We start from the raw sequence: 18,658 nt of genomic DNA on the forward strand, positions 1-18,658 counted from the left end.
TAACTCTCAAATAGAAAAAAGGCGAACCTATTGGTTCGCCTTTATTAATCACAAGGACTATTCGTAGAAAGCTTGCTCTAGCCCTGCTCGGGTCAACAAGCCATCGCATGGAGCAAAACGGTCACCATATTTCTCGGCGTGTTGATTCATGATTTCAACCAACTTCTTGATGCCGATTTGATCCATATAACGGAAAGGACCACCTAAGAATGGCGGGAAGCCGATACCAAAGATCGCGCCGATGTCACCGTCACGAGGGCTGCGGATGATGCCTTCATCTAAACAACGGACTGCTTCATTTAACATAGGGAGCACGCAGCGCATTGCCATATCATTTTGAGCCATCTTAGATTCAGGGCTTAAGCCAAGCAACTTGTAGACTGACTTATCAACCTCTTTCTTCTTACCTTTATAGGTGTAGAAGCCTTTACCGCTTTTACGACCTTTACGGCCATCATTAAGCAGGGTATCGAACACATCTGGACCTTTAAAGCGGTCACCCAGCTCATTGACTAAGATCGGCATAATCTTCGCGCCGATATCCACGCCGACTTCATCAAGCAGTGTGATTGGTCCGACTGGGAAACCAAAGTTCAGCAACGCTTTATCTAGGTGACCAATTGGTTCACCAGACATCAACACTTGAGCCGCTTCATTCATGTATGGCGCTAAAATACGGTTTACATAGAAGCCCGCGCAATCTTTTACCACGATTGGCGTTTTACCTTGTTTACGAGCAAATTCCACAACGGTAGAGACAGCTTCATCAGAAGTTCCCTCGTGAGGAATAACTTCTACGAGTGGCATTTTTTCAACCGGACTGAAGTAATGTAGACCGACCACATTTTCTGGACGCTGCGCTTTTTCTGCAATCTGAGCGATTGGCAATGAAGATGTATTCGTAGCGAAAACGGTGCTATCTTTCGCGTTCTCTTCAATATCTGCAACCATTTTCTGCTTTAGATCGAGATCTTCGAACACGGCTTCAACTACAATGTCTGTATGATTGAAGCTAGTGAAGTCCGTACCACCAGAAAGTTGGAGCATCTTAGATTGAAGCTGCGCTTTAGTGATAATGCGGCGCTTTCTCTGCGTTTCAAACAACTTGTAGTTGTACTTCAGCGCGTTTAACACACCATCTTCGGAAACGTCTTTAATTCGTACCGGTACTTTAGCTTTTGCCACACTAACGTGGCTAATACCAGCCCCCATCAAACCACCGCCTAACACAGCCGCTCGCTTAACAGGTAAAGGCTCCGCGTCACTGCCGTTTTCTTTCTTCATCTCAGTAGTAGCAAAGAATATAGAACGTAATGCTTTAGATTCAGAAGTCATCACAAGCTCAGCAAAGCGCTCTGCTTCTTTCTTCTGACCTTGCTCGAAGCCTTTCTCAAGGCCGTAGCGGATCACTTCTAAAATCGCATCAGCTGCAGGATAATTACCACGGGTTTTCTCAAGAGTCTTTTTCGCCGCTTGTTCGAAAATCACCTTACGACCTAGACCCGTGTTAGAGATAAGCTTCTCTTTGGTTGACACTTTGCGCTTACCTTTACTCTTTGCGGAATTCTTTTCAACAAAGCTTTTTGCTACGTCAAGCAAGATAGTGTCAGGGACGACGGCATCAACAACTCCCAGCTTCTTCGCTTTTTTCGCGCGAAGCTGTTTGCCTGTTAGGATAAGATCAAGTGAAGGCAGCAATCCGATCAAGCGAGGCAGACGCTGGGTGCCACCAGAACCTGGTAATAAGCCCAATTGCACTTCTGGAAGACCTAAACGGGTTTTATCTGAATCAGTACATACGCGATAATCACACGCTAGCGCCAATTCTAGGCCACCACCAAGGCACGGACCATGGATTGCAGCTACAACGGGATAAGGCAAATCCGATAGATGTTGGAACATCTGTTGGCCTTTTTCAGCCAAAGCTTGTGCTTCTGCCGCTGTCGTGCATGCATCTAACATTCGAACATCGGCACCAGCGACGAAGTTATCCGGCTTTAAAGAGTGAACAATTAACCCTTTGATGGACGACTTTTTCTCTTCTAACTGATTGAACACCTCTTCCATTTCTGCCGCGAATGCAGCCTGAAGGGTATTCATTTTCTCACCTGGAACGTCTATGGACAGCCAAGCGATTTCATTTTCATCAATGTTTAGCTTAAATGCTTTTTGCTCGCTCATTACTCAACCTCCAAAATCATAGCTGCACCAAGACCACCAGCGGCACACGCAGTGTTGAGCGCTAAGCCACCACCACGACGTTGTAGCTCACGCAGTGTTTGAGTGATCATACGAGCACCTGTCGCTGCAAATGGGTGGCCGTATGCGATTGAACCGCCAAGAACATTGAACTTGTCCATATCGATCTCACCAATCGCTTTAGAGCGGCCCAAGTGTTGTTGAGCAAAACGGTCACTCGCGAACATTTTTACGTTTGATAGGGCTTGAGCGGCGAAGGCTTCATGCATATCAATAAGGGTTAGATCGGACAACTCAATACCAGCACGCTCTAATGCCATTGGTGTTGCGAATGAAGGTCCCATCAGCATGTCTTTTTCTACACCAATTGCAGAAAACGCATATGAGCGGATGTAACCCATGATGTCTAAACCAAGCTCTTTCGCTCTGCCTTCACGCATTAGCATGATGGCTGCGGCGCCGTCTGTCAGAGGCGTACTATTCGCAGCCGTCACACTACCATATTGACGATCAAACGCGGGGCGTAGCTTTGCATAACCCTCTAGCGTTGAGTCATAACGAATATTGTTATCTTGTGAGATCCACTTTTTGTAAGGTTCAGGGAAAGCAGTCATCACCTCCCCTTCGATTTTTCCGTCTTTCCACGCTTCAGCTGCAAGAGTATGAGAACGGTGAGCAAGCGCATCCTGCTCTTGGCGCGTAATACCATGAGACTTAGCCATTTGCTCTGCCGTTTGTCCCATCGACAAACCGGTTGAATACTCTGCTACCGCGGGAGGTACTGGCATGAGATCTTTAAGCGACAGGTTCTTTAAAATTTTTAGTTTTTGACCCACGGTTTTGGTTTTGCTTAAAGCCAGTAGATTGGCAGCCAACTTTTTAGAGACACCAATTGGCAATACTGAGGATGAATCTGCACCGCCAGCAATACCAACATCGATAGTGCCTGACATGATGCTTTCAGCAACATTGACCGCTGATTGGAAACTCGTCGCACACGCTCTAGTCACGCTATAAGCATCAGTATTGATGTCCATTCCCGTGCCTAACACGATTTCACGCGCAATATTGGGTGCTTCTGGCATTTGGACGACTTGACCAAATACCACCTGGTCGATCAACTTCGGATCAATCTCTGTACGAGCCATCATCTCGCTTACCACCATTTTGCCTAAGTCAACGGCTGGCACTTTACTAAACTCAGTGCTTTGACGCGCAAAAGGGGTACGCAAACCAGCGACAATTGCAACGCGCTCACCAGAGCGGGTTTTCACTTCCTGCTTGCCCATTGTTTCTCCTTGGATAATAAGAGGTCTGACCACATCATTGTAACGAGATTGTTAAAGCAATCAAACAATCGTTTGAATAAACGTGATTTAGAATAGAAAAGTGTTCGCATACGATTTCATATCACCTGCGATAACTATGATTTTTATATGATGATTATCAATATGTTGACAGACATTAGTTGCCCTTAAGTCAATTCAATGCAACTTTAACGTTTGACTTTCTTCAGGCAAAAAAAAAACCACACAAAACTGTGTGGTCGGAATGTATAAAGCAATTAACTTACGCCAATTGAAATAATCAGTTTCCTGATTAGGAGAAAGTAAAGTCAGCCTTCAAAAGGAAGTGTCATCTTGCTCAACATGTCAGTGAAACACTGACTAGATGACAGGTGTTACTATAACCGCTGTGAGACGATGAATTTTGAAATAGATCAATTTTAAGTGAGTTTCTAAAGCAGAATAGCATTTATATACCATTCCAATAACCATTATGCTTGTATATAGCTATTCACTGGCTAAATAGTACCCGTTGATTTTTTGCTTGCTGGCCTTTAGCCAACAAATATTGTTTTAACCTGTTGTTAATCGGCTAAAACACAACCATCCACAGAGCAGTTAGGGAGGCTCTTGTGTCGATACTTAATTTTTTTGGAAAGAAAAAGTCTTCCTCTCCGGTCAACTCGGATATGGACAGACAAAGAAAATATGAAGCGCTCGTCAGAGCCTACCATCGCGACCTCTATCGCTACGCTTACTGGTTGTGCAAAGATCCAACAATTTCTGAGGATTTAGTACAAGAAACTTGTTTGCGTGCCTGGAAGTCTCTGGATAGCTTACAAGACGAGAAGGCCGCCAAATCTTGGCTTATTACGATATTACGTAGAGAAAACGCTCGCCGCTTTGAGCGCAAGCAGTTTGACCTGGTTGATATCGATGACCACGGTAATGATGCTAAAGTCAGTGATGATCCGCATCATCAAACCGAATGGATTCAGGCACAAATTATGAAACTCGACGTCGATTATCGAGAGCCTTTATTCCTCCAAGTGGTTGGAGGATTTAGTGGCGAGGAAATCAGCGAGATTCTAAATCTCAATAAGAATACCGTTATGACGCGCTTATTTAGAGCTCGCAATCAGCTTAAAGAGATGATCGACCCAGAGAGTAACCAAAGAGGACAGCACAATGGATGATTTAGAATTTCGTCGCCGCATCATGTCCGATCCAAAGTTTAGAGACAACGACCTCAATGACGCTATTAAAAGCAGCGAATCCAACGCTAAGTTTGCCGATGAGATTTTAGATCTGGATGCTCAAATCGCCAAAGCAATGAATGTCGATGTACCGGAAGATTTGGCAGATAGAATTTTGTTCAACCAGACATCTAATGCGCAAGAGAGCAATGTCATTCGTCCAAACTTCGCTCGACGCGCCATGGCTATGGCAGCCTCAATCGCGTTTGTTGCTGGTTTGCTCGTAGGTCAAGTTAACTGGGGAAATATTGTCGTAACTCCGGCTCAAGCAAGTTTGGCGTCTACGGCAATGAAACATGTTGTCGCTGAAAAACCATTTGTAAGTGACTTGGATGAGCAAGTTAAGTCATCCCAGATTAACGCGAAGATGGCACCATTTTCTCACGCGTTAAGTGCTCACTTCCCATATCATGTCTACTACCTAAATCACTGTGGGTTTGGTCAATCAAATGCTTTGCATATGGTGTTCCAGGGAGAGAAAGGTAAAGTGACCCTATTCTTAACGGGTATTGCTTCTGATAAAGCATCTGACTTTGCGGAAGATGGCATGGTTGGGATAGTTGAGCCTATTGGTAATACCAGTATGATTCTTGTCGGAGATGAAGGTGAAGATGTCGCTAAAATCGCCGAAAGTATTGCAGATATTATAAAACCCACCAGTTAACAAAATGGCAACATTTTGTGACGCAGCTCAAGGCCTGAATATTCTATTCGGGCCTTATTTTTCACTTTAATTTAGAGCCTTAACTCTAAAAAGACGTTTTTTGCAGCATTTTCCTGCTAGATAACCATCATTTCAGCAATTTTACCCCCAAAATAGGCAATGGTCGGATTTCTATATTCTATACTAGGGTCTAGTATCAGCCACCACTGAGCTTTTGCTCAAATATATCGCCCAGCTAGAGGCGAATCAAAAAGGAAAAAGCAAAAATGAACAAGACGCGTCTGTTTAAAAAATCACTATTAGCAGTGACAATTACCACAGCAACTCTCGCTTCGCAGCAAGCTCTAGCTGCTGGCTTCCAACTTAACGCCCAATCAGCAACTGGTATTGGCCGTGCATTCGCAGGTGACGCAGTAATCGCAGATAACGCATCTGTTATGGCTCGTAACCCTGCTGCAATGGCACTATTTGACAAAACCGAGCTCTCTCTAGGTTTTGAAAGCATTACGTCGATGATTGAAGTGAAGGATGCTAAATACACCCATATGGATGGCATTGATTTCACTCAACTTCCAAATTTAGTCCCTGCTTACACCACAACTGAAGCAAACTACGACGATGCTGGTGATACTTCAATCGCACCAAACATCCATTTAATCGTTCCAGTAAACGAGACATTTGCTTGGGGTATCAACGCATACTCTAACTTCGGCACTAAAACAGAGTTTAGCGATGACTATGTAGCTAGTGAGTATGGCGGCTTGACTGACGTTAAAAGCATGAACGTAGGGATTGCGGGGTCTCTACGCATTAATGAGCAATGGAGCGTTGGTGCAGGATTAGACCTTGTTTATGGTCAAGGTAAACTTGAGCGTAGTTTAAGTAGCGACCTAAACGTACCCGGCCAACCGCAACTAACAGGAGCTAAAGCTCTGGATGCGGATGCATCTGGCTTCGCTGTTGGATTTAACGTTGGTACAGTATACGAGCTCAACGAAAACAACCGCTTTGGTTTTTCTTACCGTTACAGCCCAACTTTGGCGGCTAAAGGCGACATCTACTACGATGGTGTAGAGCAAAGTGACACGCTTTACATGCCGCTACCAGATATGGCTGAGTTCTCTGGCTACCATCGTATCGAAGACACTAAGTTTGCTGTTCACTATAGCGTTCAATACATTGGCTGGGGCGTATTTGACAAACTAGAAGCAGATAAAGCTGGTGAGTTGAATAATTATGAATGGCAAACAGGCATGCACTACGCACTTGGTGGCACCTACTACCTAAACCAAGATTGGACACTACGTGCTGGTTACATGTATGACACCAGTGCCCAGGATGAAGTGACCTCTATCTCTGTACCTGATTCGGATCGTCAATGGTTCTCAGCTGGCTTTACTTACCACCTAGACTCGAAGTCTAACATCGACTTTGGCTTCACTTACCTAATGGGTAAAGATGTAAAAGTTGAAGAAGCACAGTACGATGATGCAACTGGCGCTCTCGTTTCTTCTATCGAAGCAACTACACACGCAGACGCAATCCTATTGGGTCTACAGTACAGCCGCAGCTTCTAAGCAAAGCGAAATTCATATCCAAAGGCCAGTGTTCACTGGCCTTTTTCATATCTATCGACCACTAATCCACTGTTCTTGCTCACTTCCTTACTACGAACAACGTTAATCTAGCTTACACGTGTATCGATAAATACCATTCCAATGCTACAAGTGTACGCTGAAATCATAAAACACATCATTAACATTTGGTTTTTTAAGCTACTAAATAAAGCTTATGACAAATTAAATTCCAAATAGGTGTGGTACAGTGTTTTTTATTTTTAAAGTAATAACTCTAACCGTATCATCGCCCGACTGATTACTTTTAATCTCAGCGAACATTACAATGAAAACAAACAAGACTCTCCTATCACTAGCAGTGGCATGTAGCCTAGTGACGACTTCTGCAACAGTGAATGCAGCAGGCTTCCAGTTGGCAGAATACTCAGCAACGGGCCTAGGCCGTGCGTACGCTGGCGAAGCAGCAATGGCCGACAACGCAAGTGCGCAATGGCGTAACCCTGCAATGCTGACTCAGCTTGAAGGTACTCAAGTATCTGTTGGCGCTATCTATGTAAACCCAAATGTTGATGTCAAAGGCGAAGTGGATGGTGGAAAGTCTCTAAATCCAACCCTGCCTAAAACAGAAGCATCATCATCTGACTTTGCACACGACGCAATCATTCCAAACCTTTATATCTCTCACCGTTACTCTGAAGAGCTTGCTATCGGCTTTGCTGTGGGTACCAACTACGGTATGGAAACAGACCTAGGTAATGACTTTGCAGCGTCTCACTTCGGTAACGAAGCGAGCATCATTACCAAGGAAGCTAATCTAAACCTTGCTTACCAAGTTAACCAAGCTGTAAGCATTGGTGGTGGCATCCGCTACGTGATCGGTGAAGGTAGCTTTGGAGCGACAGCTCCTGAGAACAACGCCCTTGCAGGCCTTGGACTGGAAAAAGGCACACCTTTGAAATATATGGAAGGTGAAGATACTGCGTGGGGCTGGCAATTCGGTACGGCTTGGCAGATTAACGAGCAGCACCGTATTGGCTTTACTTACAAGTCAGCCGTTGACCTTAAACTAGAAGGCGACGCTAAAATCATGCAACTTGCTCCTGGAACCCCTGTTGCAAATGACACTGGTTCAATGGATCTAACACTACCTCAAACTGCAGAGCTAGCAAGCTTCCACCAACTGACTGACAAGCTAGCTATGCATGCAAGCATTAACTGGACTGACTGGAGCAGCTTTAAAGAACTGTATGCTGACCTAGATACTTTAGAATCTCAAACAGTTAAAGTTGAAAACTGGAAAGACAACTACCGTTTTGCAGTAGGCGCAACGTACCAAGTAGACCCTAAATTGGCACTTCGTACTGGTATTGCATACGACACTTCTGCTGTAAGCGACAAAAACCGTACCATCACAATTCCAGAAACTGATCGTACTTGGTTAAGCCTGGGCGCTAGCTATGAGTTTACAAAACAATTCTCGCTAGACGGTGGCTTTACTTACATCTTCGCGAAAGATGCACCAATCACAGAATCTCGTGGCTACGAGTCTGACGATAAAGCTCAAGCAATCGGTGGCGAGTTTGTCGGTGAGACGACAGGTAACGTTTGGCTGATCGGCGTGCAAGCAAACTACACGTTCTAATTGGTAAACAGTTAAAACAAATGAAAAAGGCTTGGTCATCGACCAAGCCTTTATTGTATCTAAGAGACTGAACTAAAAATCATCCAAATACTCATCTAAATACGCTTCTTCTTCTTCATCGTATTGCTGTGTTTCAATTTCAGCCTTGAAGTCTTGACGCTGTAAATATGCATCACGCGTGAGTGCGTACGGATCTGGTGAGTTATGTAGCATCGCTTCTTGTGGTACTAATGCAGCTCGACTTTCCATACCTTCTAAAGCCCATTTACCTAGCCCAGCCCAAAAGTTTAAGTAAGAAAGTGGAACATACATACCATCTACGACATCAGTCGCTTCTCGGACTGTCCAAGGGCCATAACCTGGTACCATAACGTAAGGGCCATTTCCGACACCATAGTGACCAGCAGCATCACTGAATGCCTTATCATCGTGATCAGAGATCCCTGCAGAAGAGGCAATATCAATGAGGCCTAACAGGCCAAAGGTCGAGTTAATCCAAAAACGGTTAAAATGGTCGACGGCTTTTTCGCCATTCCCCATCACGATGTTGTTTATCATGCTTGATGGTTCATCAAGGTTACTTAAGAAATTGGCCACGCCTTTTCGTACAGGAACAGGGACATAATCCACATAGGCAAGTGAAACTGGGCGAACCAAGTATGGGTCGAGATAGTCGTAGTTTATGGACCACATAGCGCGGTTAAAACCTTCCATCGGATCGTTAACACCCGATTCAATTGACGTTGACTCAGATTCTTCTGCTACTTGCGGAGCACTTGCACAACCAGCAAGAAACACGCTCGCCAAAAGTGCTAACCACATCTGAGACTTAAAGCTTTTCATTATTATAGTTCCATAAAAAAGGCCGGTGTATCACCGGCCTCTAATCAATGATAATCCGTTGTTATTAATAACGCTTATCAATCATAACTTCAACAGGTTCGCCGATTTTAACGGCTTCACTTTCCCCAAACCAGTCCCCTTCTTTGGTCGCTACATTGCCATCACTGTCAATTCGAGCACGAACCATTAAGGTTTCAAGAGATGACAGCTTACGTTCGGCGATCATACTATTCCCATCATCCAGAACTACCGTACGCGGCAAGCTGCCGACTGGGTAACGTGCAGCCGCTACCGGCATTGGAGAACCGTCTGCGGTATGAACCGAGACAATCAGCGCTGCATTTGGATCAGCAACAACTTCATTCGCGATATTAATCGTCACTGCAACTGATTTACCTGAACCAACCTGCTGGCCCATTTGCTTCTGAGCATTTTCGATGCTGCGACTTAGCATTTCGTATCGGCCATCTTCCGGGCCAATCATCTGCTGCATAATACTCCAGTAGCGGACCGCAGCTGGATAGTCTTGACGCTCAAAAGCATCAAATGCAAGCAAAGAGAAGACTCGAAGATCAACGTAATCATTTTGCACCAAGCGGCCGAGAATACCGCGAGCATTCTCTTGGTCAACATCGTCTTGAGACAACATTAGCGCCTGTGCGTAACCAAGCATAATGTCATTGCTTTCTGGCTCAAGCTTGTACGCTTTTTTCATCGAACCAATCGCAGTATCGACATCGCGATTTGCCAATGCGATACGACCTAGCAGTAACCAGCCGGTTGAATCTTCTGGCTCATAATGCAAGCGAGTACGCAATGCTAATGTGAGATCACGCATTTCATCATCACTAAGCTGCGCACCTTCTGGAGACATCAACTTTTTCGACAACGCCGGTAAGTTAGATGTCACTTCTTGCCATTCTAATACTTCCTGTTGAGCACCAAACTTGTAGTACATACCATAGGATAAAACCACTACTAGAATCACGGAAGGAATCAAAACCGCCATTGGCGATACCTTGCTTTCTTGCGCGTGTTTTTCATCGTTAGGAATATCATCGAGAAGCGACTGTTTTAGATCATCAATCAAATCTTGCTGATTCTCTACGAGACCTTCTTCTGCTTCTTCTTCTAGTTCACTTAAACGATCTTTATAAAAAGCTTTGTTTAACTCATCACGTAGCGCTTCGTCGTTATTCGCTTTCTGTTTGATGATCGGCAAAGCAATCAGCACACAGCTGAATACGATAAGAATGACTGAAGCTACCCAAAATAGTGTCATTACTGCTTATCTCCATCATTCTTTTCATCAAGTAACGCTTTCAAACGCGCTTCTTTGTCTTGGTCCCAATCTTCGTTTTGTTCTGGCGTCACTTTTTTAGTGCGACTTCTTAGTACAATAAAGCCAAAACCGACCAGTAGAACGCCAATAGGACCTACCCAAAGGATGGCGGTCGCAACTGTAAATGGAGGATTGTAGGTAACGAAATTACCGTAACGAGCGATCATGTAATCAATGATCTCTTGTTTTGATTTACCCGCTTTGGTCATTTCATACACTTTTTCACGCAGATCGACAGCAAGTTCTGCATTTGAGTCAGCAATCGTATTGTTTTGACATTTAGGGCAACGTAGCGTGTTACCCAACTCTTTAAACTGCTGTTCTTGCTCTAATGTATCAAACTCGTGCACTTCAATAGCGGCATGAGCTGCTATTGAAAACGCCAAAGCAGCGAACAGTGAAAGCATTAGCTTCTTCATTGCTTAGCCTCCGCTAGCAGGCCTTCATACATTGGCTTCAACTTCTCGTTCCAGTTGCGATCATTAACATCACCAACATGGCGATAGCGAATAACACCGTTAGCATCAATCAAGAAAGTTTCTGGAGCTCCGTATACACCAAGGTCCAGTCCTAACATGCCATTACCATCGAATAAACTAATTAGATAAGGGTTGCCTAAATCTGTCAGCCAACCGATCGCTTTGGTGCGATCATCTTTATAGTTCATACCGATGATCTTCACACCTTCGCTGGAAAGCTGATTGAGGTATTGGTGCTCAGCATAACAAGTCGGGCACCAAGTCGCCCAAACGTTGAGAAGAAGAGGTTCACCTTTGAAAATCGCTTGATCGTAAAGTTTGCCTGGCTCAGCTAAATCTTCGAGACGAAATTCAGGCACAGGCTTACCTACAAGCACTGACTCAAGCTTAGTCGGGTCATCGCCTTGTGAGTTTTTCACTAGCTGGGTGGCAAACACCGCGACCAACCCTAGAAATGCAACCAGCGGAATAAATAGTAATTTCTTATTCATTATGCCTCCTGCTTCTTCGCGCTTTTTCTGAAACGGTAACGCTTGTCACTAATTGCTATCACACCGCCAAGTGCCATTAGCAAAGAGCCAGCCCAAATCCAACGAACAAACGGTTTATGATAAATACGTACAGCCCAAGACTTATTGTCATCCAAGCGTTCACCCATCGCGATGTACAGATCACGTGTGATACCGCGGTCAATTGCCGCTTCGGTCATCATTGAACGAGCTGTGCGGTAGAAACGTTTCTCTGCATGCAAAGTGTTAACATATTTACCATCAAGTGTGATTTCGAAGTCTGCGATATAACCATCATAGTTGGGGCCGTCTTTATCTCGTAGCCCTTTGAAATAGAAATCGTAGCCTTGAATCTGATAATGCTCGCCAGGTGCCAATCGGACATCGCGCTCGATGCTGTAGTTCTGAACCATGGCAATACCGATAATGGAAACTGCTAGACCGATATGACCAAACATCATCGCCCAGTGACTACGTTGAAGCTTCTTAACACCTTCCATAAAGCTATGACGGTGCGTCGCACGCTGATGTAACTCAAAGCCATGCATAAAGATGATCCACAACGCCATCAACCAGCCGAGGTACGCCATCGGCAAGAAGTAATCAGAGAAAACGACCGTAAATACGCCAGCTAAAACAATCGATGCTATACCAGAGATCAGCATCGGTTTTTTCAACGATGACAGATCATCACGTTTCCAACGAACTAGAGGACCAATACCTAGAAGGAATGAGAACGGAATCATAAGCCACGCAAATAGCATGTCGAAGAACGGCGCACCAATCGATACAGAGCCCAAACCAATTTGTTTATGAACAAGTGGCAGTAACGTCCCCACCAAAACAACAACCAATGCAGCAATGAGCAATACGTTGTTTGCAAGTAATGCGTTCTCACGTGATACCAAGTCAAAATTACCGCGAACTCGTACCGATGCACCTTTTAGTGCGAACAGTAACAATGAGCCACCAATAACAAAGACTAAGAAGCCTAAAATGAACATACCGCGTGACGGGTCAGACGCAAATGCGTGAACCGAAACCAGGATACCTGAACGAACTAGGAACGTACCTAGCAGGCTTAACGAGAACGCTGAAATTGCGAGTAGTACTGTCCATGCTTTGAACGTACCACGCTTTTCCGTTACCGCTAATGAATGCATGAGAGCCGTACCAGCTAGCCAAGGCATAAATGACGCGTTTTCGACTGGATCCCAGAACCACCAGCCACCCCAACCGAGTTCGTAGTATGCCCACCATGAACCCAGTGCAATACCTAGGGTTAGGAACAACCACGCCGCCGTCGTCCAAGGACGTGACCAACGAGCCCAAGCGGTATCCAAACGACCGGTCATCAGAGATGCAATAGCAAACGAGAATGCTACTGAGAAACCAACATAACCCATGTAAAGCATAGGTGGGTGAATAATCAAACCTGGATCCTGCAGAAGCGGATTCAAGTCTCGACCATCAACAGGGAAAAATGGCAATGTACGCAAGAACGGGTTTGAAGTAACAATAATGAAAAGTAGGAAACCTACCGTGATCATCCCCATCACCGCTAACACACGCGCTACTGACTCTTGTGGCATTCCTCGACTGAAGCTTGCAACTGCCACTGTCCAACCAGCTTGGATCAACACCCATAGCAATAGCGAACCTTCGTGAGCACCCCAAACGGCTGTTAGACGATAATACCAAGGGAGTTGGCTATTGGAGTTTGTTGCAACATAGTTGAGCGTAAAGTCGTTAGTATAAAATGCCCAGAGAAGCACAACGAATGAAACGAAAAGTAATAGGAACATCCCCCAAGACAGTGGTCTTGCGGTGTTCATTAACATAGTGTTATTTCTTGAAGCTCCCACTAATGGCAGGATACTTAGCAGTACAGCCATTGCGAGAGAAATAATTAAGGCGAAATGACCAATTTCAGCAATCATTGACCGCTTCCTTGTTTTTGTTGTTCAGTGTATTGAAGCGGCTCATGAGTTTTCTTCATCGCTTCTGCCACTTCTGGCGGCATATATTCTTCGTCATGCTTAGCTAATACTTCAAACGCTTCGATAGTCGTTGCATCTTTAAGTACACCTTGCGCGACAATACCCTGCCCTTCACGGAATAGATCCGGCAAGATTCCGTTATAAAGAATGGTCACTTTAGGGCCTACATCATGCAGATCAAATGACACTTGAAGTGAACTCGGGTCACGTTTCACCGAGCCTTCTACTACCATGCCACCAATTCGTAAGCGTTGGCCAACCTCAGGCTTAGTCCCATCAGGTTTACCCATCACCAATTCCGTCGGCGTATAGAACAAATCCATGTTTTGATTTAACGCATACAACATTAGGCCAATGGTCGAGCCGATACCAATGAAGATGGCAAGAACAATGCCGAGCCTCTTTTTACGTCTTGGGTTCATAGTGTGTTCTCCAAATTCTTAGCTGCATCAATTCGTGCTTGTCGATCTATCTTAGACTGCACTTCTTTAAGCAATGCGTCGCCACGACGAACACTCACCCAAAGAATAATAAACATTGATAGAAACGTAATACCAAAGGCACTCCATACATAACCGGCGTAACCGCCCATCGCGAAAAAGTCGCTCAAAGATTCAAAATGCATCGTTAATTACCTCCTTGAGACTTGGCTGCCGCAAGCTTTGCCACCCATGGGCGGTGACTTTCGTTTTTAATGATTTCGTTACGGAAACGCACCATAGTTACAGAGCCGAAGAAGAATGCAAAACCGAAGATGTTCAACAATAGTGGCCAAAGCATATTGCTAGAAATTGACGGCTTTTCGAATTTAGTAATCGTTGCGCCTTGATGGAGCGTGTTCCACCACTCTACTGAGAAATGGATAATTGGTAAGTTAACGACACCGACAATGGCCAAAATACCGGCTGCTTTGGATGCCGTTTTTTGATCATCAAACGCGTGGTAAAGGGCCATGACACCAAGGTAAAGGAATAGCAAAATAAGCTCGGAGGTTAGACGAGCGTCCCATACCCACCAAGTTCCCCACATTGGTTTTCCCCAAATCGCGCCAGTAAGGAGGGCTATAAAGGTATACACTGCACCGATCGGAGCCATTGCAGAAGCCGCTAAATCAGACAAACGAATTTGCCACACTAAACCTATGAAAGCGGCGATCGCCATAGACATGTACACACCCATCGACCAAATTGCAGATGGAACGTGAATGTAGATAATTCTAAAACTGTCACCTTGTTGGTAATCAGAAGGAGCAAATGCCAGTCCCCATACCGTACCTGCTGATAAACACAACAAGGCTAGTATGGAAAACCAAGGTAATAGCTTACCGCTTAAGCGATAGGCTGATTCAGGCTTGGCGTAGGGATGGAGCCATTTCCACATGTTTAGTTCTCACTCTTACTTCAGTATGTCTTTCACCATTTTCACGGTGTTAACAATTATTAGTTTTGTAATTTATAGAAAGGGAAATTTTCGTGCTTGATCGAAAACAATTAATTGACGCTTACTCGCAATGCCGCGCTAATCGCAAATGGTGTCAGGGTCAATGCTCCCATAAACATTGCACCTAAAATCGCCAGTTGTCCGTTATACGCAACGCCAAGAGAAGCAGCATCAATGGCCGACGTAGCAAAAATCAAAATTGGTATGTACAGAGGCAGTACTAAAAGGCTAAGCAATACCCCGCCCTTCTGTAATCCGACCGTTAATGCCACACCGATAGCACCAATGAAACTTAGTGTTGGCGTGCCGACTAATAGGGTCAGCACCACCGCTAACCAAGTATTAAAATCAAGAGATAGCAAAATCGCCAACAAAGGGCTTATCAAGATCAGAGGCAAGCCCGTTAGTATCCAATGCGCGATAACTTTTGATATCACGACAACTGGTAATGGGACAGGCATTAGCATCATTTGTTCCAGTGAGCCATCTTGAAAATCGTCTCTAAATAGTCTTTCCAATGACAATAAAGCCGAAAGCAATGCAGCGACCCAAACGATACCAGCGGCAATACGCGCCAATAGGTTCGGCTCAGGGCCAATACTTAAAGGAAACAGAGTAATGACAATAATGAAAAACCATAGCGGGTTTAATACGTCAGCTTGACGGCGAAAAGCGATAAGAAGCTCGCGACGCACGATGCTATTCATTGTTCCCAACATGTTACTCGCCCAGTTTAATTTTTCTAAGTTTCGGGTTATCAGTGAACATATCCTGGTGTGTTGTAAGCACTACAATACCCCCTTGTTCAGCATGATTAAGAAATAGTGATTCCAATACCTTTACACCTTGCTTATCGATCGCAGTCAGAGGCTCATCAAGAATCCAAAGTTTATGTTGGCTCAACCATAGTCTCGCCAAAGCAACGCGCCTTTGTTGACCCGCAGATAGTTGTGCGACAGGTACGTCTTCTCGGCCCGCTAAACCTACTTTTGTCAGCGCACTATAAATTGTTTCTTTGTCTACGGGCGTTTTCGCATGAACCGAGAGGTAAAAGCGTAGATTTTCGTATGCCGTTAGATCTCGCTTTACTCCCGTCGAGTGGCCTAAAAACAGCAAATCTTCATGGAAAGCGTCTCGGTTCGATTCTATGTTTTCGCCATTCCAGAATATCTCGCCATTATCACGATCTCCAAGCCCAGTTACGATACGTAGTAACGTCGTTTTACCTGTGCCATTACGGCCTTCGATTTGGACTAGTTCACCGGAATCTATTGTAAAAGAGAGGGATTCAAAGAGAATTCTTTCATCTCGAATGGCAGTCAGCTGAGATACTTCTAACATGGTCGGTCACTACTTATATTTTGAAGGGTTATACTACCACACCAAGAAGTGCACAACACAGCATTAGACCTATACGAATCACGAAACTAAGTAAGAATCTGTTAACAATTAAATATATCGTGACTCATATACCACTAACTGGTTACATCAGCTCATAAAAAAAGGTGCCTTAAGGCACCTTTTTATCTTTCTATCTTCTAGCACGTCGTTGATGGGACTGTACTTTTTGTCTTTCAGGGCTACTTTCCAAAGGCGGTACTTTCTCTTTGCCCGCGATCTTTTTCTGTAAAGACATCATAAGTTCAGCTTCAGCTTTCGGTAACTCACACTCTTCAATAAGCTCGTTAAGATCAGCGCCCAATTGCACCATCTTACTAGCTCGAGAGTAAAGGCGGCCATCACTATCTTCTTGCTCTAGTTCTGTGATGCGCTCATTCAAATGCTGAATGATATCGTGCTGTTCACTAACACGTTGCCCCAGCCCAACAACCACCGAACGAACTTCAAGTAACTGTTTATTTGACTTTTGAAGCTCTTTGTCTAAATGGCGATTCTGCTGACGTAGCTGATCCGATACCTTCGTTAGCCCAGATTTAAGACGAACAAGGGCTAGAACAAATAACAGAATGACTAAAGCCACTACACCTGCAATCACAGGCATACTGGCTAACATACTCTCATCCATTATAGGTGAGCCATCTCATCCCATTCTTCATCAGTCAAAAGCTTGTTCAGATCAACAAGGATTAGAAGCTTACCGTCGCGGTTACTTACACCTTGGATGAACTTAGCACTTTCATCTGTACCAACACTTGGTGTGGTATCAATTTCTGAAGAACGCAGGTAAACAACTTCTGCCACGCTATCGACTAAGATACCAATGACTTGGTGCTCTGACTCGATTACGATGATGCGCGTGTTGTCTGTGATTTCACCTTCAATCAGACCGAAACGTGAGCGAGTATCGATAACCGTTACAACATTACCACGTAGGTTGATGATACCTAGTACGTAATCTGGAGCCCCTGGTACTGGCGCGATTTCAGTGTAACGAAGAACTTCGCGAACTTGCATTACGTTGATGCCGTAAGTTTCTTCCTCTAACTGGAACGTCACCCACTGAAGCACTTCGTCGTTGGACTGATCCTTTCTTACTTCTACTTCACTAGTTTGAGACATACCTATTCCTCTCTACGCCTAAATTGGCACTCATGTTCTATTTGTCTAACGCTTTTACATCAAGTCCTGCATTAAGCATAGCTATCAATGCTTCAACATGAATCAATGCACACATTTTTTCTTTAACCATACCCGCGAGCCACGGTCGTTTGCCTGCCGTTTCTCGCCAGCGTACCATGCTTGGGTCCAATGCTTCAGTGCCCTTAAGCTCTGTAGAGGCCAGGCCCCACATGCTTTCCCCAAGCATAACAATGTATTGATAAGCCTCTTTATGCGACTCATCTTTTAACTTCTCAGGCATTACCCATTTAGCTGTGTCGACAACATCCAATTGGGACTCTCTGCTTGTCTGTAGGCCTAGATACCATACAGGCCTACCGATTAAATGGTTGAGTTCAGCGATTCTATGAATCCCACCAAGCTCATCCAATGGAACAGCAAAAGTCACGCCATTAACATCAAAGTAAAGCACCTGAAACAGCGTATCTCTCGCAGTTGACTGCCAGTTATCGAGTCCACTTCCCCCAGTTTTGGTCTGCGGTTCCAACTCGACTGCTACGTCTGCCTCGGGAACCTCTTGTGGTTCCACAACCTCGTCAATGACAATAGGTTCAGGCTCTTCAATAGCGATGTCTTCTACCGTCTCTACGACTGGTTCTTCAATCGTCCAATCTTGAATTTCTTCCGGCTCAGCCTGCGCTTGGGCAATCTCTAAAGTGTTTTGTTCGAGAATTTCTTCAAGATCTAACTCAGCAACTGGGTTCGTCGACTCCAACTGCTTTAGCAGCCTTTCTACGTCATCGAGATTCGGGACTTCAACCTCTTCCTCTGGTAGACGGTAGTAGCTTTTCTCTTCTACCGATTGCAGCATTGGCTGGAGCGAGTAGTCCTCGAGCTCTGG

Annotated in this window: 19 protein-coding genes; 4 read left to right on the top strand and 15 right to left on the bottom strand. The window is 44.8% G+C overall.

The features are described 5' to 3' along the window. Positions 1-57: 57 nt before the first annotated feature. A complete protein-coding gene (fadJ, locus tag AC4MRV_RS15600) occupies positions 58-2,181 on the bottom strand; it encodes a fatty acid oxidation complex subunit alpha FadJ (RefSeq protein WP_491188248.1) in 2,124 nt (707 codons plus the stop codon). After that, positions 2,181-3,488 carry an acetyl-CoA C-acyltransferase FadI gene (gene fadI, locus AC4MRV_RS15605; RefSeq protein WP_491188249.1) on the bottom strand — a complete coding sequence of 436 codons (1,308 nt, stop codon included), beginning with the start codon at positions 3,486-3,488 and terminating at the stop codon, positions 2,181-2,183. Before fadI ends, fadJ begins: the two co-directional genes overlap by 1 nt. A 629-nt stretch (positions 3,489-4,117) precedes the next feature. On the opposite strand from fadI, the gene AC4MRV_RS15610 reads away from it, so the two are divergent. The 4 genes from AC4MRV_RS15610 to AC4MRV_RS15625 all read left to right on the top strand — a co-directional run bounded on the left by AC4MRV_RS15610 (position 4,118) and on the right by AC4MRV_RS15625 (position 8,624). Further along, positions 4,118-4,681 (top strand): sigma-70 family RNA polymerase sigma factor, encoded by a 564-nt coding sequence (locus AC4MRV_RS15610; RefSeq protein WP_491188250.1) that lies wholly within the window; start codon positions 4,118-4,120, stop codon positions 4,679-4,681. Continuing rightward, positions 4,674-5,405, top strand: a complete 732-nt coding sequence (locus AC4MRV_RS15615) for a DUF3379 domain-containing protein (protein WP_491188251.1) — start codon at positions 4,674-4,676, stop codon at positions 5,403-5,405. The genes AC4MRV_RS15610 and AC4MRV_RS15615 overlap by 8 nt, the downstream gene beginning before the upstream one ends. A gap of 266 nt (positions 5,406-5,671) precedes the next feature. After that, positions 5,672-6,982, top strand: coding sequence for an outer membrane protein transport protein (locus AC4MRV_RS15620; protein WP_491188252.1), 1,311 nt, complete (start codon positions 5,672-5,674; stop codon positions 6,980-6,982). 325 nt (positions 6,983-7,307) lie between these two features. Further along, a complete protein-coding gene (locus tag AC4MRV_RS15625) occupies positions 7,308-8,624 on the top strand; it encodes an outer membrane protein transport protein (protein WP_491188253.1) in 1,317 nt (438 codons plus the stop codon). 72 nt (positions 8,625-8,696) lie between these two features. On the opposite strand, the gene AC4MRV_RS15630 is transcribed toward AC4MRV_RS15625, so the two are convergent. The 13 genes from AC4MRV_RS15630 to AC4MRV_RS15690 form a co-directional block, all read right to left on the bottom strand. Continuing rightward, on the bottom strand, positions 8,697-9,467 hold the full coding sequence (locus AC4MRV_RS15630) for an MlaA family lipoprotein (RefSeq protein ID WP_491188254.1): 771 nt from the start codon (positions 9,465-9,467) through the stop codon (positions 8,697-8,699). A 64-nt stretch (positions 9,468-9,531) separates the two neighbouring features. Next, on the bottom strand, positions 9,532-10,749 hold the full coding sequence (gene ccmI / locus AC4MRV_RS15635; RefSeq protein ID WP_491188255.1) for a c-type cytochrome biogenesis protein CcmI: 1,218 nt from the start codon (positions 10,747-10,749) through the stop codon (positions 9,532-9,534). After that, complete coding sequence (locus AC4MRV_RS15640; RefSeq protein ID WP_491188256.1) at positions 10,749-11,228, bottom strand: cytochrome c-type biogenesis protein; 480 nt, start codon at positions 11,226-11,228, stop codon at positions 10,749-10,751. Before AC4MRV_RS15640 ends, ccmI begins: the two co-directional genes overlap by 1 nt. Further along, a complete protein-coding gene (locus tag AC4MRV_RS15645; protein WP_491188257.1) occupies positions 11,225-11,779 on the bottom strand; it encodes a DsbE family thiol:disulfide interchange protein in 555 nt (184 codons plus the stop codon). Before AC4MRV_RS15645 ends, AC4MRV_RS15640 begins: the two co-directional genes overlap by 4 nt. Continuing rightward, a complete protein-coding gene (locus AC4MRV_RS15650) occupies positions 11,779-13,737 on the bottom strand; it encodes a heme lyase CcmF/NrfE family subunit (RefSeq protein WP_491188258.1) in 1,959 nt (652 codons plus the stop codon). The genes AC4MRV_RS15645 and AC4MRV_RS15650 overlap by 1 nt, the downstream gene beginning before the upstream one ends. Beyond that, a complete protein-coding gene (ccmE, locus tag AC4MRV_RS15655; RefSeq protein ID WP_491188259.1) occupies positions 13,734-14,219 on the bottom strand; it encodes a cytochrome c maturation protein CcmE in 486 nt (161 codons plus the stop codon). Before ccmE ends, AC4MRV_RS15650 begins: the two co-directional genes overlap by 4 nt. Beyond that, positions 14,216-14,422 carry a heme exporter protein CcmD gene (ccmD, locus tag AC4MRV_RS15660; RefSeq protein WP_491188260.1) on the bottom strand — a complete coding sequence of 69 codons (207 nt, stop codon included), beginning with the start codon at positions 14,420-14,422 and terminating at the stop codon, positions 14,216-14,218. Before ccmD ends, ccmE begins: the two co-directional genes overlap by 4 nt. Before the next feature lie 2 nt (positions 14,423-14,424). Continuing rightward, positions 14,425-15,177: a heme ABC transporter permease gene (locus tag AC4MRV_RS15665; protein WP_491188261.1), complete on the bottom strand. Its 753-nt coding sequence runs from the start codon at positions 15,175-15,177 to the stop codon at positions 14,425-14,427. A 110-nt stretch (positions 15,178-15,287) separates the two neighbouring features. After that, the gene (gene ccmB / locus AC4MRV_RS15670) at positions 15,288-15,956 is read right to left on the bottom strand and encodes a heme exporter protein CcmB (protein ID WP_491188262.1); all 669 of its coding nucleotides are present in this window, start codon (positions 15,954-15,956) and stop codon (positions 15,288-15,290) included. Between the two features lies 1 nt (position 15,957). Then, on the bottom strand, positions 15,958-16,578 hold the full coding sequence (gene ccmA / locus AC4MRV_RS15675; RefSeq protein ID WP_491188263.1) for a cytochrome c biogenesis heme-transporting ATPase CcmA: 621 nt from the start codon (positions 16,576-16,578) through the stop codon (positions 15,958-15,960). Between the two features lie 190 nt (positions 16,579-16,768). Continuing rightward, complete coding sequence (locus AC4MRV_RS15680) at positions 16,769-17,263, bottom strand: DUF2802 domain-containing protein (RefSeq protein ID WP_491188264.1); 495 nt, start codon at positions 17,261-17,263, stop codon at positions 16,769-16,771. After that, entirely contained in the window at positions 17,263-17,757 is a 495-nt protein-coding gene (locus AC4MRV_RS15685; protein WP_005471655.1) for a chemotaxis protein CheW, read from the bottom strand. Before AC4MRV_RS15685 ends, AC4MRV_RS15680 begins: the two co-directional genes overlap by 1 nt. A 37-nt stretch (positions 17,758-17,794) precedes the next feature. Then, positions 17,795-18,658 (bottom strand): chemotaxis protein CheW (locus AC4MRV_RS15690; RefSeq protein WP_491188265.1); only part of this gene is annotated, 864 nt, incomplete at its 5' end.

This window comes from Vibrio sp., from assembly GCF_984391705.1.

Coding starts and splice junctions, on each gene's coding strand:
- AC4MRV_RS15645 (WP_491188257.1), bottom strand. CDS start 11,779: ATGAATAAGAAATTACTATTTATTCCGCTGGTTGCATTTCTAGGGTTG.
- AC4MRV_RS15630 (WP_491188254.1), bottom strand. CDS start 9,467: ATGAAAAGCTTTAAGTCTCAGATGTGGTTAGCACTTTTGGCGAGCGTG.
- AC4MRV_RS15685 (WP_005471655.1), bottom strand. CDS start 17,757: ATGTCTCAAACTAGTGAAGTAGAAGTAAGAAAGGATCAGTCCAACGAC.
- AC4MRV_RS15680 (WP_491188264.1), bottom strand. CDS start 17,263: ATGGATGAGAGTATGTTAGCCAGTATGCCTGTGATTGCAGGTGTAGTG.
- ccmE (WP_491188259.1), bottom strand. CDS start 14,219: ATGAACCCAAGACGTAAAAAGAGGCTCGGCATTGTTCTTGCCATCTTC.
- fadJ (WP_491188248.1), bottom strand. CDS start 2,181: ATGAGCGAGCAAAAAGCATTTAAGCTAAACATTGATGAAAATGAAATC.
- AC4MRV_RS15640 (WP_491188256.1), bottom strand. CDS start 11,228: ATGAAGAAGCTAATGCTTTCACTGTTCGCTGCTTTGGCGTTTTCAATA.
- AC4MRV_RS15665 (WP_491188261.1), bottom strand. CDS start 15,177: ATGTGGAAATGGCTCCATCCCTACGCCAAGCCTGAATCAGCCTATCGC.
- ccmA (WP_491188263.1), bottom strand. CDS start 16,578: ATGTTAGAAGTATCTCAGCTGACTGCCATTCGAGATGAAAGAATTCTC.
- fadI (WP_491188249.1), bottom strand. CDS start 3,488: ATGGGCAAGCAGGAAGTGAAAACCCGCTCTGGTGAGCGCGTTGCAATT.
- ccmB (WP_491188262.1), bottom strand. CDS start 15,956: ATGTTGGGAACAATGAATAGCATCGTGCGTCGCGAGCTTCTTATCGCT.
- AC4MRV_RS15625 (WP_491188253.1), top strand. CDS start 7,308: ATGAAAACAAACAAGACTCTCCTATCACTAGCAGTGGCATGTAGCCTA.
- AC4MRV_RS15620 (WP_491188252.1), top strand. CDS start 5,672: ATGAACAAGACGCGTCTGTTTAAAAAATCACTATTAGCAGTGACAATT.
- AC4MRV_RS15650 (WP_491188258.1), bottom strand. CDS start 13,737: ATGATTGCTGAAATTGGTCATTTCGCCTTAATTATTTCTCTCGCAATG.
- ccmD (WP_491188260.1), bottom strand. CDS start 14,422: ATGCATTTTGAATCTTTGAGCGACTTTTTCGCGATGGGCGGTTACGCC.
- ccmI (WP_491188255.1), bottom strand. CDS start 10,749: ATGACACTATTTTGGGTAGCTTCAGTCATTCTTATCGTATTCAGCTGT.
- AC4MRV_RS15615 (WP_491188251.1), top strand. CDS start 4,674: ATGGATGATTTAGAATTTCGTCGCCGCATCATGTCCGATCCAAAGTTT.